This is a genomic window from Haloarcula sp. CBA1131 (assembly GCF_008728975.1).
Taxonomy (GTDB): Archaea; Halobacteriota; Halobacteria; order Halobacteriales; family Haloarculaceae; genus Haloarcula; species Haloarcula hispanica.
In genome coordinates, this window is record NZ_RPCY01000004.1 from 236,809 (window position 1) to 251,246 (window position 14,438).

The 14,438-nt window shown below is 54.3% G+C and carries 15 protein-coding genes and 1 pseudogene; 7 read left to right on the forward strand and 9 right to left on the reverse strand.

Annotated elements, in window-relative coordinates:
* The 8 genes and pseudogenes from Har1131_RS18885 to Har1131_RS18915 form a co-directional block, all read right to left on the reverse strand.
* Positions 1-372 (reverse strand): tautomerase family protein, encoded by a 372-nt coding sequence (locus Har1131_RS18885; protein ID WP_151148214.1) that lies wholly within the window; start codon positions 370-372, stop codon positions 1-3.
* Positions 363-626, reverse strand: coding sequence for an acyl-CoA dehydrogenase family protein (locus Har1131_RS22805; RefSeq protein WP_151148216.1), 264 nt, complete (start codon positions 624-626; stop codon positions 363-365). Before Har1131_RS22805 ends, Har1131_RS18885 begins: the two co-directional genes overlap by 10 nt.
* Before the next feature lie 112 nt (positions 627-738).
* Positions 739-1,112 (reverse strand): annotated as a pseudogene (locus tag Har1131_RS22810) (hypothetical protein); the annotation flags it as partial.
* A gap of 216 nt (positions 1,113-1,328) precedes the next feature.
* Positions 1,329-1,769, reverse strand: a complete 441-nt coding sequence (locus Har1131_RS18895; RefSeq protein ID WP_151148218.1) for a hypothetical protein — start codon at positions 1,767-1,769, stop codon at positions 1,329-1,331.
* Between the two features lie 3 nt (positions 1,770-1,772).
* Positions 1,773-2,312 carry a hypothetical protein gene (locus Har1131_RS18900; protein WP_151148220.1) on the reverse strand — a complete coding sequence of 180 codons (540 nt, stop codon included), beginning with the start codon at positions 2,310-2,312 and terminating at the stop codon, positions 1,773-1,775.
* Between the two features lie 198 nt (positions 2,313-2,510).
* Positions 2,511-3,809 carry a tyrosine-type recombinase/integrase gene (locus Har1131_RS18905; RefSeq protein WP_151148222.1) on the reverse strand — a complete coding sequence of 433 codons (1,299 nt, stop codon included), beginning with the start codon at positions 3,807-3,809 and terminating at the stop codon, positions 2,511-2,513.
* Between the two features lie 140 nt (positions 3,810-3,949).
* Positions 3,950-4,354 (reverse strand): hypothetical protein, encoded by a 405-nt coding sequence (locus Har1131_RS18910; RefSeq protein WP_151148225.1) that lies wholly within the window; start codon positions 4,352-4,354, stop codon positions 3,950-3,952.
* Positions 4,351-5,223, reverse strand: coding sequence for a ParA family protein (locus tag Har1131_RS18915; protein ID WP_151148227.1), 873 nt, complete (start codon positions 5,221-5,223; stop codon positions 4,351-4,353). Before Har1131_RS18915 ends, Har1131_RS18910 begins: the two co-directional genes overlap by 4 nt.
* A gap of 610 nt (positions 5,224-5,833) precedes the next feature.
* Between Har1131_RS18915 and Har1131_RS18920 the strand changes: the two genes are divergently transcribed.
* On the forward strand, positions 5,834-6,196 hold the full coding sequence (locus tag Har1131_RS18920) for a hypothetical protein (RefSeq protein ID WP_151148229.1): 363 nt from the start codon (positions 5,834-5,836) through the stop codon (positions 6,194-6,196).
* 38 nt (positions 6,197-6,234) lie between these two features.
* Here Har1131_RS18920 and Har1131_RS18925 read toward each other — a convergent pair whose 3' ends face one another.
* Positions 6,235-7,473 carry an orc1/cdc6 family replication initiation protein gene (locus Har1131_RS18925; protein ID WP_151148231.1) on the reverse strand — a complete coding sequence of 413 codons (1,239 nt, stop codon included), beginning with the start codon at positions 7,471-7,473 and terminating at the stop codon, positions 6,235-6,237.
* A 1,072-nt stretch (positions 7,474-8,545) separates the two neighbouring features.
* Between Har1131_RS18925 and Har1131_RS18930 the strand changes: the two genes are divergently transcribed.
* The 6 genes from Har1131_RS18930 to Har1131_RS18955 all read left to right on the forward strand — a co-directional run bounded on the left by Har1131_RS18930 (position 8,546) and on the right by Har1131_RS18955 (position 14,422).
* Positions 8,546-8,836, forward strand: a complete 291-nt coding sequence (locus tag Har1131_RS18930) for a hypothetical protein (RefSeq protein ID WP_151148233.1) — start codon at positions 8,546-8,548, stop codon at positions 8,834-8,836.
* 57 nt (positions 8,837-8,893) lie between these two features.
* Complete coding sequence (locus Har1131_RS18935; protein ID WP_151148235.1) at positions 8,894-9,718, forward strand: hypothetical protein; 825 nt, start codon at positions 8,894-8,896, stop codon at positions 9,716-9,718.
* Between the two features lie 152 nt (positions 9,719-9,870).
* Complete coding sequence (locus Har1131_RS18940; RefSeq protein WP_151148237.1) at positions 9,871-10,863, forward strand: hypothetical protein; 993 nt, start codon at positions 9,871-9,873, stop codon at positions 10,861-10,863.
* A 514-nt stretch (positions 10,864-11,377) separates the two neighbouring features.
* Positions 11,378-12,586, forward strand: a complete 1,209-nt coding sequence (locus Har1131_RS18945) for an orc1/cdc6 family replication initiation protein (protein WP_151148239.1) — start codon at positions 11,378-11,380, stop codon at positions 12,584-12,586.
* Between the two features lie 171 nt (positions 12,587-12,757).
* On the forward strand, positions 12,758-13,345 hold the full coding sequence (locus tag Har1131_RS18950; RefSeq protein ID WP_151148241.1) for a hypothetical protein: 588 nt from the start codon (positions 12,758-12,760) through the stop codon (positions 13,343-13,345).
* 63 nt (positions 13,346-13,408) lie between these two features.
* Positions 13,409-14,422, forward strand: a complete 1,014-nt coding sequence (locus Har1131_RS18955) for a hypothetical protein (RefSeq protein WP_151148243.1) — start codon at positions 13,409-13,411, stop codon at positions 14,420-14,422.
* The last annotated feature ends 16 nt before the right edge of the window (positions 14,423-14,438 follow it).

Sequence of the window (14,438 nt, forward strand, 5' to 3'; positions counted from 1 at the left end):
TCAGTCGTTATCTATGAACTGTGCCACGCCATTCCGGAAAGACCAGTCTTCCTCACTGTTTTCAGTAATGACGATCATAACATTTTCTGGCGGGATTCCTGGATCCTGCTCCAAGAGTTCAGTCACGCGGGCGTAAAACGCTTGTTTGTCTTCACGAGCTTGGCCAGCACGCATTGTCAGCTCTAATATGATCTGATCACCCTCCCTCTCCTGTAACTCAAAATCTTGTGACGGGAATTCTCGAACGAGCTGATAACGATCATCTGGTGGAAAGTCAAGTGTTTCGAGAACTGCCTTGTTAACCCTATCCGCAACCGTTTTGCGATACTCATCGGACTTCCCTTCCAGAACTGAAATAGTAACTAACGGCATGTAATCCACTCACCCTGCTGGTCAACCGTCGCATTCGCATGCGTGTTTTCCTGCCTTTCGTTCAGACCGTCTGCTATTGTAAGTAGTTCCACGTCTTGGTGGTAACGCTCGATATGGTGTTTGGCCAAGTACCCGAGAGTACCGTGGAACTGAATCGCTCTATTTCTCTTGTCGACCACAGCCTGCATTGCCTTAGCAAACTCCCGAAACGAGTTTCGGAGTGATTGCTGGAGCGGTGTCAATTCAAACCACATACAAAAAAGAACGGCGTAGAGAATATCAAGATGTGGCTTGATATAACAAGCCTGTTTAGGAATACATACTTTGGTGAACTACCCTACTCGTTCGTAGCTAACGACATCGGGCGGTTAGATAGTCCTCGAAGACTACTTTCGCACTCGCACTGCCCTGTTCGTCGGCGATATCTTGCACATGCTCCAGTAGATCTTCTGTCGTACTGGAATACGCATCGTACCAAAACCGTCGACCCATGTGGGGTTTCCGTGCGACGGCGTCGATCTCCTCGGGAACGCCAGCCGTGTCCGCGAGGTCGTGGAATCACCCTGCAATTGTCGTCCGGTCAACGTGGCCCGTTTTCGAACGCCGGACGGGAACAGATAGCCCTCAACCCGAGAGACGTGCCGGCAGGCAACGTCTTCACCGAAGACGATGGCTACTGGGCCGCTCTTTCGCTCGTCAAACTAGATGTGCGATTCTTCAGCATCGAGATGCAATTGTTCCTATACAGCCCTGAGCTACGGCATGTATTCAACAAGGACCTTGGGCACTATTATGGGACGAGATAGGGACACGAAAATAGGGTTAATTCGTATTGCGTGTGCATATTGGGATAGTTGTCTTTTCTTTCAACTGTATACGGAAATTAGTTGGTGTATTTTGATGTTATGTTCCTATGTATGCCAGATATATAATTATATTTTTGATTCTTTGTCCACCTACTGGTAGTTCGAATGGACATCCTCAAGCAGTGTTTCGACAATTTCCCAGAGGATCAAGGAACTAGTCTCTTGTTCAAATGAGATACCCCACCGATCCTCCTCACTTGGGGTTGAGTACTGGAAATGCGCTCGTCCGAGGTCAGGGTGATCCTCATCTTGGTGCCAGCCAGCGTGGAAGTCTGTGTTCGGGTCGATATAGTTGATACGGAACCAATCGTGCGGGTCCTGTCGATACCACTGGACAATTAGTTCTGGTGAATCAGGGCCCGTCGGCGGATCGAGACGGTTGGGATCGAAAGTTGCACGCAACTCTGTGGCTTCGATGTCGTCCGGAACGTACTCGACCATCGTAATCTGTGGGAGACGGTCGAGAACGTCTCGCTTCAGCTGCGCGTAGAGATTCGCGTTTGGATTGCTTCCTGGACGCGGGACCGACATCTGTTAGCTGCTGGCCTCAACAGATTCGTTTGTCGGGGCGAGGAAGTCCCATTCGCGGATTGCGAATCCGACGATCTGGATACGTCGTTGGAGGTGTTCCCACTCGCGTGCTATCTCACGGCGACGACTTTCTTCATCGGTATCAAGGGACTCGTCAGCGAGGGTCCCGCGAAGCTGGTTTGGTGATTCTACGTCGAATTCAGCCTCCCAGTCGCGGATCTGCGCTTTCATGTCTGCAAGGCGGTCCGTGAGTTCTTCGACAGTGTGGCCGCCGTCTCGGAGACGCATCGCCTCCTGCATTGCTTGGCGGCGGTAATCAGGGTAATACGTTGTGTGCGGACCGCTTTCGTCCCGGTGGAGGATGCCATCATCGACGAGTCGTTCAAGGACGCGTCTGGTTGGCTCGTGTGACCAGTCTGCTTCAGAGGCGATCCAGTTTGTCGTCCGCGGCTCCGATAGCTGCCGGGCGATCATCCGCACGCGGTCTTCACCCGTAGTTTGGCGTTCCATCAGACCCCCGGAACTCGATTTATCTTCAGTCATACAACACAGTTCGGGCCCTATCTTAATATAAATTGAGGTAGTTAGTTCTATATCGATGGTGAGCGTTGGTAGTCTCAACATCGGCTGACGAGTGTCAGTGCCAAACTCGAAGTTCAATCTGGAGGGGAAGAACTGTATGAGCCGGTTGTAGCGTTCGTGCTTCACTGACGGCGTGGGTGTGGGAAAAAGTGGTCGTAATTACTCGCCACCGAACGCATCTGAAAGTTTCTCTCGCATGAACTCCCGGCGGAGTTCTCTCTTGCGCTCGTCGGTCAGGTAATCCTCGAATACGACTTTCGCACTCGCGCTGCCCTGTTCGTCAGCGATATCCTGCACGTGTTCCAGTAGGTCCTGGGTCGTCTGTGAGTAGGCGTCGTACCAGAATCGGCGGCCCATGTGGGGCTTCCGGGCGACGCCGTCGATTTCCTCGGGAACCCCGGCCTTGTCGGCGAGGTCGTGGAACCAACCGGCGATTGTCGTGCCGTCGACGTGGCCGGTTTTCGAGCGCTTCGAGGGGAACAGGTAGTCATCAACCCGAGAGACGTGTCGGCGGGTGACATCTTCGCCAAAGACGATCGCGACGGTCCCCGGCCCGTTCTTTCGCTCATCGAACTGGATGTACGGGTCGTCGGCATCGAGATGGATCTGGTCCTGGTGCAGCGCCGCGACCTCGCCGGCCCGCAGGCCCCAACCCGCGAGAGCGACGACGAGCATCCGGTCGCGGCTCGTGATGGCGGCGTCGAACATCGACCGGACGTGCTCGGGATTGAGGGCGACCGGGTCAGTGTCCGAGGAGCGAGTCCACGAGAACCAATCCTCAGCGCCGTTGGTGGGGTTGACCGTCGCCACGCGGCGCTCCACGAGCCAGCCATACCACGTACGGATTGCATCATGCACGCGGGCAATGGTAGACTCAGCGAACTCATTCGACATGTAGGCGAAGGTCTCCCGGCAGCGGTCGACAGCTTCCGTTTCGGTGATGTCGCTGTCGGCGTCGACGGGCGAGAGAAGATCGTCAGTCCCGTGGCGCTCCCGGTAGGATCGAGCGTAGCGAGCAAGCCGGTAGCGCATGGTTTCCCGCGTGCTGTCCGTCCAGTCGTCAGCGGCCGCCTGCTTGGCGTCAAGATACTCCTCAAAGGACTCGCGTGTCGCGTCGTGTTCGATATCCCAGTCGTACCCGCTGGATTCGGTGTCGTATCCCAGCGTGTTTTCCCAGAACTCGGCGAAGGTGGTGTCATGGTACTCCTTCAGTGCGTACGTGAGCCCGCGAAAGCCGTTGTTCGAGAGCCACTCGTAGGAGGGACGTTCGGTCCCGGGATCGAAGCCATCCCGTCGCAGCGCTGGGACGACGACAGCCTCGTAGGCATCGGCGAGCTGGGGCTCGGTGAGCAGGGTCCAGGGCACGTCGTCAGCGGAGTGCCACGGCTTCGTCCGCTCAACCCCGGGGGAATCCTCGTGCTGTCCCGGTTCTGAATCTGAGTCAGCCGATTTCGGCATACAGAGCTAAACACATTGAATCCTGTTAGTTCTGTTGCCACAGCAGACGCGTGCCAGACTTATGGCTCTACGGTGGTCTGGCAAATTTTTCCTTAAAGTGTATGCTGCTGTACCAAATTGTGGGCCTGGCCCTTCGTGTCCTATTTCATTCCATAGCCCATCTTCCTTAGTTCGTCTGCAACCGTTCGGGACGGATCGTTGGCAGCCAGAATAATCGCTTCGAGTACGTCGATTTTGTAGACCGTTTCGGATTCGAAGGTCTCCTCCATAGCATCCACGACCTCGTCGACATGAGTTTCAGCTTCGTCGCGCAAGAAGAGATTTGCATGGCTGCGACCGTCCTGCACGCCATCGCGTCGGTACTTATACGGTAGCGAGTCCGCCGTCTGTGTTGTATCCTCGGTCGTGTCGGACTCAGGGACCGTTTCTGTGGCGACGGATTCAGTGTCGGTCCCACTCGCAATCGGTTCCTCTTCGGCACCGTCGTCCTCTTCTTCATCCTCGTCGAAGTCGTCCTCAAACGGAGAGCCAGCACCAGACTTCATGCGTCGAACGCCTCCTCGATCTCCGCGGCGAGTTCGTCGTACTTTTCGAGCGTTTCATGCTCCCGGTCAGGAACACGACGAACGCCCTTCTCGCCGTCCTTGTACGCCTCTTCAACAACCTGATAGGCAGTCGCCCGTGCGTCCCACATCTCCTGCATCAGCGACTCACGCTTACGGAACACCGCCGGAACGTCGTATTTGACCTCTTCTTGCAGCGTTTCGAGATGTTGTTGCTGACCTGTGGTGTCACCGAAGGCAACAGGAACCACTCCGAGTACACCGACTTCGATGTCTAGGTTGTCCTCCAGGCCGTCGACGAGTTGCTCCAGGCCGTCGATACTGAGCGACCCTTTGCCCGAGAGTTCGACAGGAATCAGGACCGTTTGCGTGACCATGACCGAGTTGTACAGACCTTGGCCCTCGGAAGCCTGTGGGTCGCAGATTATCGCATCGTACTCTTCGTGGATACCGTTCCGACCCAGTAGCTGGTAGAGCTGTTCTTCTTCGACCCACTCGGCATCGGGATTCATCTGCTCCTCGGTCTCTTTGGCGCGACGCATCGCCGTGTCTAGGCCCGAAAGCATGTTGTGGGCCGGAATGACATCCAAGTTGTCGACGCCCGTGTCCTCTCGAATGAGATCCTTGAAGGGGCCTTTCGCCCGTCCGACCATATGCCGGACGAGATTGTCGGCTTCGCCGTCGTCGCGGTCGTCGTCGACGCCGAAGACATAGGAGATCGACGCCTCCTGCGGGTCGAGGTCGATAACCAGTGTCTTGAGTCCGTTCGTCGCGTGAGCGTGCGCGAGATTCGCTGCGGTCGTCGTCTTGCCGACGCCACCAGCCTCGCTATATACCGTATATGCCAGCATGTGTTACACCTGTGTGTTGTTACTACTAATAATTAGCGCGTGTTAGTAGCATTAGTTAGTATCGTATGTTAGTATCACTAGCCAGTATCATTTAGTAGTAACGTTGATTAATAACATATATTAGTACCACTATTTAGTACCGCACACTAGTAGTATTAGTTAGTATCTTATGCTAGTACTACAAATTAGTATCAAATGTTAATAATGATAGTTTTGTTAATAACATCGATTAGTAGAGGCTGTTAGTAACACATTGGAAACAGTGGGGTGTGTGAGTTCTTTACAACATAATTCGATACGCTGCCGCCAAGAGTCCCATTCAACTGATTAATACAGAAAAGAAGCCGACAGTTCAAGGAAGAATACCGCCCTGCATCTGAGCAAACGCTTCATGAGATTCGATGTTCAACGTTGGTGTTGCCAGCACCGCCAAGACAAACGCGATTAGGACCAGTCCGACAGTAAAGGGGATCAGAATTGCGATTATTGGAGGAGAAGAACGTCGTGTCATGTAAAGGTCAACTCGCCGATTGCTGAAAGACCTTCTTATCGTTGGCGTCAATAGCTAACCAACACAAACCCTATTTTCCATGGCTATGTTGGTTAGCATATGAGCGACAAGGAATATGCCCACCAAGCACTGTCGGCGCTGGAGCGAATCGAAACAGAGGCCCACGACGAGTTCGTTTGCGATACCTACGAGAGAGCAGTCACTGCAGTCGGTGAACTGGCCACCGCACTCGGAGAAGGCGACGAGACAGACGACGGAGTCGCAGTCGACGCGCCGGAGGAGTGGAATGACGAAGAGGAATGGGAGGAGAAGATAGACGAGGCGTACGAAAAGGCGGAGATTGCGCGCTCGAAGGGGACGCTGACGACAAAGACAATCGGTGAGCGAGAATACTACTACCTCCAGTGGCGCGAGGGCGAGAAGGTTAAGAGTCAGTACGTGGCACCAATCAGTCCGGCGTAGCGTGATTTTTCTCCGGAAACGGTGGTGTGTTGCCGGTATCACATCGTAGCAAACTCTTCCCCAGAATCGGGCAGATATTCAACTATACTCTGGTGGGCACCGAATTCGCTGATGATCGTCTGAAGGGCGTCTACGACAGTCGCGATATCCCGGTTGAGTTCATGCTCGCGATATGTGCCGCCGTCCTGGCCACGGTGCTCAATGTTGGAGAGTGTGATATTGAGGATCTCGAAATCAGAGAGGAAACTACGCATCCGGCGAGCAGTTCGCGGTTCTCGGCCCTGGAATTCACAGAGCTCCTTATAGCGCTGATAGACTATCCGGGAGCGAGCGGGAGTTGTCTCCTCTGCAGCAAGCGTGGTCAGTGCATACAGTGTGAGTTGCTCGTGTTCAGTGAGGTCACGCATGATGTCCATGCTCTGCTGGGCCTCAAGTTTCTCCTGGGCACGCTCTACATGGTCAGTCGTTACCGAATTCGCATTTTCAGTGCGTGCCAGATCACCAGCCTTCCGAAGAAGGGTGATCGCCCGTCGAGCATCCCCACCATCCTGGCGGCCGAGAGCTGCACACAACGGGATGACCCCATCCTCAAGAGCGCTTTCGTGGAAGGCTATCTCGGCCCGTTGTTCAAGCACCGCCTGTAGCTCTTCGGTCCCATACGGTGGGAACGAAATCTCCGTCTCACAGAGTGAGGATTGCACCTTTGCATCGAGCTTCTCTCGGAACGTCGAATCGTTGCTGATCCCGATAATCCCGAGCTGGATATTGTCGATATAGCCGTTGTTGTCGGCACGAGTAATCTGGTAAAGGAACGTGTCATCCGTGATGTGGTCAATCTCGTCGAGGACAATGATGACGCTCCCCGAGAGCTTATTAAGTTCATCCCAGAGAAGGCGGTATACTTTGGATTGGGGGTGCCCAGTCTCAGCAATGTGGTTTTCGTGGTCCCGGAGGTTGTTCACCAGACTGATGGCCGCTTGATAGCTTGTACTTAGGCCATCGCAGTTGAGCGTGATGACACTGAGATCTATCTCAAAATGTTCCGCTGATTCCCGGAGCTCATTCAGTAAGAAGTTCGTCACAGCGGTCTTCCCGACACCGGTCTTGCCGTAAATGAAGATGTTATCAGGGTACTCGCCGTTGATGATCGGCTGCAAAGCAGCTTCGTACTCCTCGATTTCGTTGTCTCGGCCCACGATTTCGTCGGGGACATACTCGACTTTGAGTGTATTCCGTCGCTTGTAGAGTGTGTCGTCTGGCTGAAAACGAGGACCCATGATATGGCCGACTGAGTCAGGCTACTACAATAATGGTTTCGACCATTGTTTCCACTATTTCCAGTATAACCGGGTGCTTCCACTAAACAGAAACACCCCACAGTTTCCAGTGTATCCCCTGCTCACGGTGAGTGGGTCTCAACCCGATTGCACGGAATCATGTGGAGGGAATGTAAACAGCCTCGGGCGCGGTGGCCCGAGGCTTTTGTTGGTTCCCTCAGCCGTGCGCTAGCACTTTAGATCACCCCAGAGTTTCCAGTAAATCGGAGGCCTCAGTTAGTGTGACCCACCCCACCACTTCCAGTAAACACCAGTAATTGTCTCACGAGTGGTGTCGGTAGATTGGGACCAGGGGGTTCCAGTATTTCCAGTAATTGGTTCTTTTTAAGTATAGGATACCCCACCATTTCCAGTAAACCCGTATTGAGAATGGAACCATGAGAAGGCAAGGGGATATGCGTCCAAGGAATGCCAGTACACCCTCCCCCCATTATTTCCAGTAAAGAATAGTAAGAGAGCGACCACCATAGAGAATAAACTTTGAATAAGGGGAAAGTTTATATCCATGCCGTTAGAGCTAGACCGTAGTAGACCTAGAAGGCAGTTGCTGTAGGGTGTTGATCTAGTGAAAGAAACGGACAGTTCATTCGGCTCTGCCTTCTTCACTAGCTTTACTGGAAATAGTGGGGGGTGGGTGCTGCCCTCTAACCGCTGCTTCTCAATATGTCATCCTATTAGTGGAAACAGTGGAGTCAGACAGTCGTCAGACAGGAGGTTCGTGACAACGATGATCGTGGCGCTGATGCCCTCATGGAAGAGATCGACCATCTTTTCGTTCCCTCAATAGCTGACGCTAACGTGCAACTGAGAGTATCCAGAAATTCTGCCTGGTCGCCGACACCGTGACGTCCCTTATCGCTGGCGAACCGAGGAAGGGCTCGTTGATGTGACTGGGGAACTCCCGTAAACCAAGTCTCCTAATATCTCCAGCGAATCAGCGTCATACAGTCCATACAGGCATTAGTCGAAATAGTGGCTTTTTTGCCAGCCTCACAGGTGGAGGCGCCAGAACGTGTCCAATCCAACAGACGACATTGATGATGAAGCACTACTCACCAAACTCGCAACCTATCAGAACCGAAAGCTCCTGCTCTGGCAGCTCGCAGCCGATGGCCGTTCGTTCTGTGGTGTCCGGGTCGTCGCACAGGAACACGACCTACAGAACGCTCCTGTCGACGAGCAGGTCCAGGCCTTCGTCGATGATCTGCTATCAGACGGCCAGATCCGCCCAGAGTACGACGAGTGGACCGACTGGGAAGCGCTGGAAAGGAGTCATGGTGAGACTGTCGATCAGTACCTCTAGGTCGGGCTCACCCCAGTAGCGATTTTGTGCTGCCTCAGTGGCTGGAGGCTTTCCAGTATGTTGCCGACAGCCGAACCACCGTTTGAACCGATCTTCGTAGAGGAACCGCTGCTAATTCCGAACTACAAAGAGACAATCATCAGCAAAGTCGGCTTACCGTTCTACGCCGACGTTGACCGTCCCGACGACGTTCCCGCTGACGAGCGCGAGCGAACCATCGACCTCGCAGAACGTACCCTCCGTGCTGGCGGCGTCCGAACCGGCTTCGGGCACCACGAAGAGGTCAGAACCTCGATGGAAACGTGGGCTCCCGATGCCGACGAGGAACGCAACGGTGATCCCGGCTACTGGCGGTCGCATGTCCTCTTGCTGTCGCCCAGGGCACTGAACTTCGGGCAACTAGACGGTGAACCCGAGGAGAAGCACAAGAAGGCCAAGACAGTACTTGCCTGGGCTGGTGACTGTATCGACACCGACGTTCTTCAGGAGATCGAGCGGTCCCAAGCCGAGGATATCAAGCAGGCGTGGCGGGACGCCGCAGAAGCCGAACTGACTCAGCGCGAGATCGAGCAGTTCGCCGACGACCCGCCCGGAGAACTCGATGGGTGGAGAAGACTTGACGCCGACCACGACGCCGTTGCGGTTGCATACATTGCAGACAACCACGGAACACCCTCGGTTGCGGCTGTCTTTGAGGACGCTGCTGGCGAGTTGAAAGCGCTTGAGTTCACGCTGGCGGAGTGGCGGGAGAACGACGGTAATCCTCGCGATGCGAGGCCGAATCGGTACTGCGTCACTACCGACAGCGACGGAGCTTATGCCTGTCTTCGGTCCCATTTGCTGACCTTCGAGGTTGAACCGATGGAGCGACTCGAAGTGTAAGTTACTCCAGCGCTCAGTCCGGTCAAATCACAGATTCACCACACCGTATTTCGAGTGTAAATACCGCTGCAGTCTGGTGGTTTTCACTGGAAATGGTGGTGTGTGCAGAACCGGGCCAGTAGTCATTTGATGATGGCAGTGTTGGATCGAATATGTCGTTCAGTGTCAACTGGCATACGCTGTTGGAGGAGGCTGATGAACTTCCATCCGATGCAGTGCTGGTGACGCAACTCTCACACACGCCGTTCCGGATCAGTGAGACCCAGGACCACCGAATCATCATTGACTACGTCGAAGCGGACGAGACACGACCACTCCAGCGCGAGCAGTTCGAAACGCTGTTTCGGCGGGTACATGACGAACCAAATCAAGAGTTTACCCTTGACCGATTGCCACCTGAGGCCGAGCCGTTCGCTGCGGTCTGGTCGCTTCATCCACGAATAGAGATTGATGAAGACGCCGGTATCATCCGCCAGAGCGACCTCGAAACTACGACACAGATCGCCCCGACCGGCGATGGGGATGAAGAAAGCGAGCGTACTGAACCGGATCTGCAAGTGTACAGCGACGCACTCCTATTGACTGATGCGCTTGAGCGCCACGACGTCGAAACGTTTGGCGATATCGAGACGGATACGCTGGTGGACCCGTACACGATGCTGTCGGATGTCCAGCGCAGTGCCAACGAGCTTCGGAAAGAGGTCGCTGACGTCATACTGAGTCGGCTCCATCACGACCAGCCAGTCAGCGGGCAGTTTGGCTCCGTCCAGCGAACAGCACGCCGCCAACGCTCGCTCAAAGACGATGAGACTGTGCTGAACGCGCTGGAAGCCGCCGGGATCAACCGGGAGCGCGTGGCGAGTGTTGATCGAGACAAGGTAGACGATGCTCTTGAGGTGACTGAACTATCCGAGACGGATCTGTACGATATCGAGAGTACAGAGTACGTCCGCAAAGCCGATGTTGACGAGGAAACCAAAGAGACCCGGCTTCAGGGACTGAAAGATCGTCTTGTCGCCAGCGATGCTGATGCTGAGGAAGTTCAGCAGCTCCAAGACGAGATTGCGGAACTCGAAGACCGCATCGAGGAGCTGACTTCGTTTGACTCCGGGGCGTCCTATCACACCTCTTCAACAACCGAATGACCGCTCATCAGCTGTCTGCTTGTAGTAGTCTGTTGTCGCCTCAAGTGAGCAAACTACACTTCGTGAGTTCGCGGAGGGAGACACTAGGTGTAGCTGTTCTATCGGTCTGAACTGTCAGCAACAAAAACTCAGGATCAGACACACACACCAGATTTTGAGTAAGGATGATACGATTAGTGTCGTAGAAGACGAGATGACTTGATCTGGAGCGAGTTCTTTACTCCAAACTAGGTGTGTTCCTCTAGTCTAGTTGTTCTAGTAAGTAGTAGTGTAGAGACAACGAACGTGTCGCCACAACCCTCTATGTTGCTTCTCTCCGCCCCGGCCTACCCTACCTTCTTACTCCAAACTAGGTGTGTGTCTCCCTCCATCTTACTCAAAATCTGGTGTGGGTCAGCTGAGTTTTGTGTAAGAAGGAAAGCCTGATATCTGTCTTTTCACTTGGTTTCCCGTGCATCTTACTCATAATCAGGTACCTAAGCTTTATTTCGCTGACTGCTGTCTAACTCTAATAATGGATAGCGAGGACGGGTCAGAGACACTCCATAGCGTATTTGATAGTATCGATAAGAGCGGAGGAAGAATCTTTGAACAACGTGAGATCCTTCAAATTGACTATGTACCCAGTGAAAAACGAATCGTCGGACGGGATGAACAGATAGAGAAAGTTGCTGAGGAGATCGGGCCAATTGTCGTCGGGAAGCCGCCGAATTCGATCATCATCTACGGGAAAACCGGATGTGGGAAGTCACTCGTCGCAAAGCACGTCTCCAAGATTGCCCGGGAAGAAGCTGAAAATCGGGATGTGAAGCTTGCTACAGGATATATTAATTGTCAGCAGGCAAAGGGTAACTCTGACGCTCTGAGCAAATACGGTCGTGCAATCAACCCACCAGAAAGCGGTGTAAAGTTTCCGGCACGCGGGATTTCAGAGAACGAGTACTTTGAACGGGTGTGGTCGGTCCTGAACGAATTTTATGACGCTGCAATCATTGTCTTAGACGAAGTTGACAAACTCAATAACGACGATCTTCTGATGGCCTTGTCAAGAGCCGGGGAAGACGGGAGTGTTGACGTTCCAATTGGAGTGATAGCGGTATCAAACAAAATCAACTATCGGGACAAAATGAGCGAACGGACAAAGAGTTCATTCGGCCATAACGAGTTTATTTTTGAACCCTATGATGCGGAGCAAATTCGAGAGATTCTTCAAAATCGGACCGATGCCTTCGTTGACGGCGTCCTTGACGAGGGAGTCATTCCTCGTGCTGCGGCACTGAGCGCCAAGGAACATGGAGACGCACGAAAGGCTATGCGCCTCCTCCGATATGCTGGTGACCAAGCGAACAAGGAGAACGCTGAGCGAGTAAAAGAGTCTCACCTTTCGGATGCACGCGCCTCAGCAGAGTCTGACCGGTTGCTTGAATTGATTTCTGGGCTTCCGCCCCATAGCAAGCACGTTCTAGTCGCGCTAGCGAACCTCAGTCAGAACCACCCAGACCGAGAATGGTTCCGGACGATGCGAATACGCGAGATGTATCTCAATGTTTGTGATCAGAGTGGGGCAGACCCGCTTTCAACAGAACGTACCCGACAGCTACTCAACGAACTCTGCTTTTTAGAGATTGCAGGGAGTCGACGAGGGACTGGAGAGGGGAAAGGGCACTATAGCCAGTACACTCTCCTGTGGGACGCAGATATCGTCCTCACACTTGAAACCTGAATTGCAGTCTTTTTTCGCCCGGCGAGGCGAATTCTCTGGGGTTGCGCTCATTTCTGAGACATAACCAGAACTCGCTACGTGCCCAGCTACCCCAGCTGTTCTCACCAAAATTCTATTTTTTGGCCCCAGTCGGGTGCGGGGCGGTCCAGTGAGAGCGTCCCGACAGTACCCATGGCATCGAAGACCACCAACAGCAAGCAGACCAGAGAACAGCAATCAGCAGCCGACTCCAGTGAATCGCAGTTCCCAGACCTCACAGTCCAAGCCGAGGGAACCGCAGATCGACTTGGGCGCGTGAATGAAATTGCCAAAGCCGATTGTCTCGAAACAGTCGAGGTTGAGCTAGCTGTCGAGTACGATATCGACTCCTCCGACGAGTGGCGCAATCTTATCGACCCGGACTACGTCGCACACGGACAGACCGTTGAGAAGGGCACGATCATCGACAACTTGCTTGACAGACTTGAAGGACACTACCGCCGGCAGTCGGACTCTAGGTATGAAGCTCCGGACTGGAATCTCACGGTGACCGGCTCGGCGACTGCCTGGCGACGCCTTTTCATGGAGTTTGTTCAAATGCGTGGTTCAGATTCCGACCGTGCCGACAAAGGCACCCTTCGTCTCAAACAGTTGCTCGCCGCAGACCTCGCAGACACAGGCGCAGCGCTGGCTGCCCTCGAACTCATCAACCAGTACGATCTGGACAGGGCCACGGACACATTCATGGCAGAAGTGACGGACAGCACAGGCGGCGAGTAGCCAACTCGTCCTGTCTTGGTCTCTGTCGCTTTGTGCTTCCCTCGGGGCTGAGGTTTAAATACGATGACGACCGCAACCAAGCGTGTGACTGACCGGAATCCTGAGTACGATCCCGCTGATATCCTCAGCGCAGCGAGTTCCGACCCTGAAACGAGAGGGAACGGACGGGAACGAGTCCTCGAATCCACCAAGTATCCCGACCGTACAGAGGATGATGCTCGCACCTGTACGACCTGTGGACAGGATATTCCCCGGGATGAACGCCAGTGTCCGTTCTGTACTCACACCGGCGTCACAGAGATTCCGTCCGACGATCAGGATAGCAGCCCACTTGGGGAGTGGACGTTCGGTCGAGTAGTACTCGCACTCGTCGAAGCGAACACTGACTTCCATGCACGAGCCCTTGGCGCTGCGGCCTTCTCCGTTTCCGACAGCATCGCGAGCGGCGAGGACGTCTCTCATGGGACGGTGAAGTGTCGAGCGGCATTTGGGACAGAGCCAGCCGCCACTCTCACGAAAGGCTGGCCCGAGCTTCCGACCGAAACCATGATCGACGAGGAACCCGGACAGGCGCTCATAGAGACAGCCGACGAGCAAACCGACTGGGACGCCACCGACGTCCAGCCACGGATCTACCTCGAGGACGGATCGCCAGTCACTGACCACTCGGAGTTCCAGTGCCTCACAGACGACTTCCGACAGGACGACGGCACGTACTGGCTCGTTCCCGGCGTCGTGCAGCGCCATCAAGCGAGATCCGAACCGGAGACAGTCGGAATCGAGTTCTACTGTCGACAGTGTGACGCCGTGACGGGACACGAATCTCACGGGCTCGACGGCTTCGAGTGCCACTCGCATCGTGACCGGCTGATCTGGACCTGCAGGGAGTGTGGACAGCACCGACACGAGCCCGAGCAAGACAGCGATACGGAGGAGACCACGGGCTATGAGCATCTTCCCGATGGCGTCTCACCGGAGGATATCCACGGCGACGAGCCAGACTTCCAGGAGCAGGAGTTTCAGGACCAGATCAGCACCTATCGCGAGCGCCATGGCATCTTCCCGTGGGAGTGGTAATCCTCACTGTTGAGAT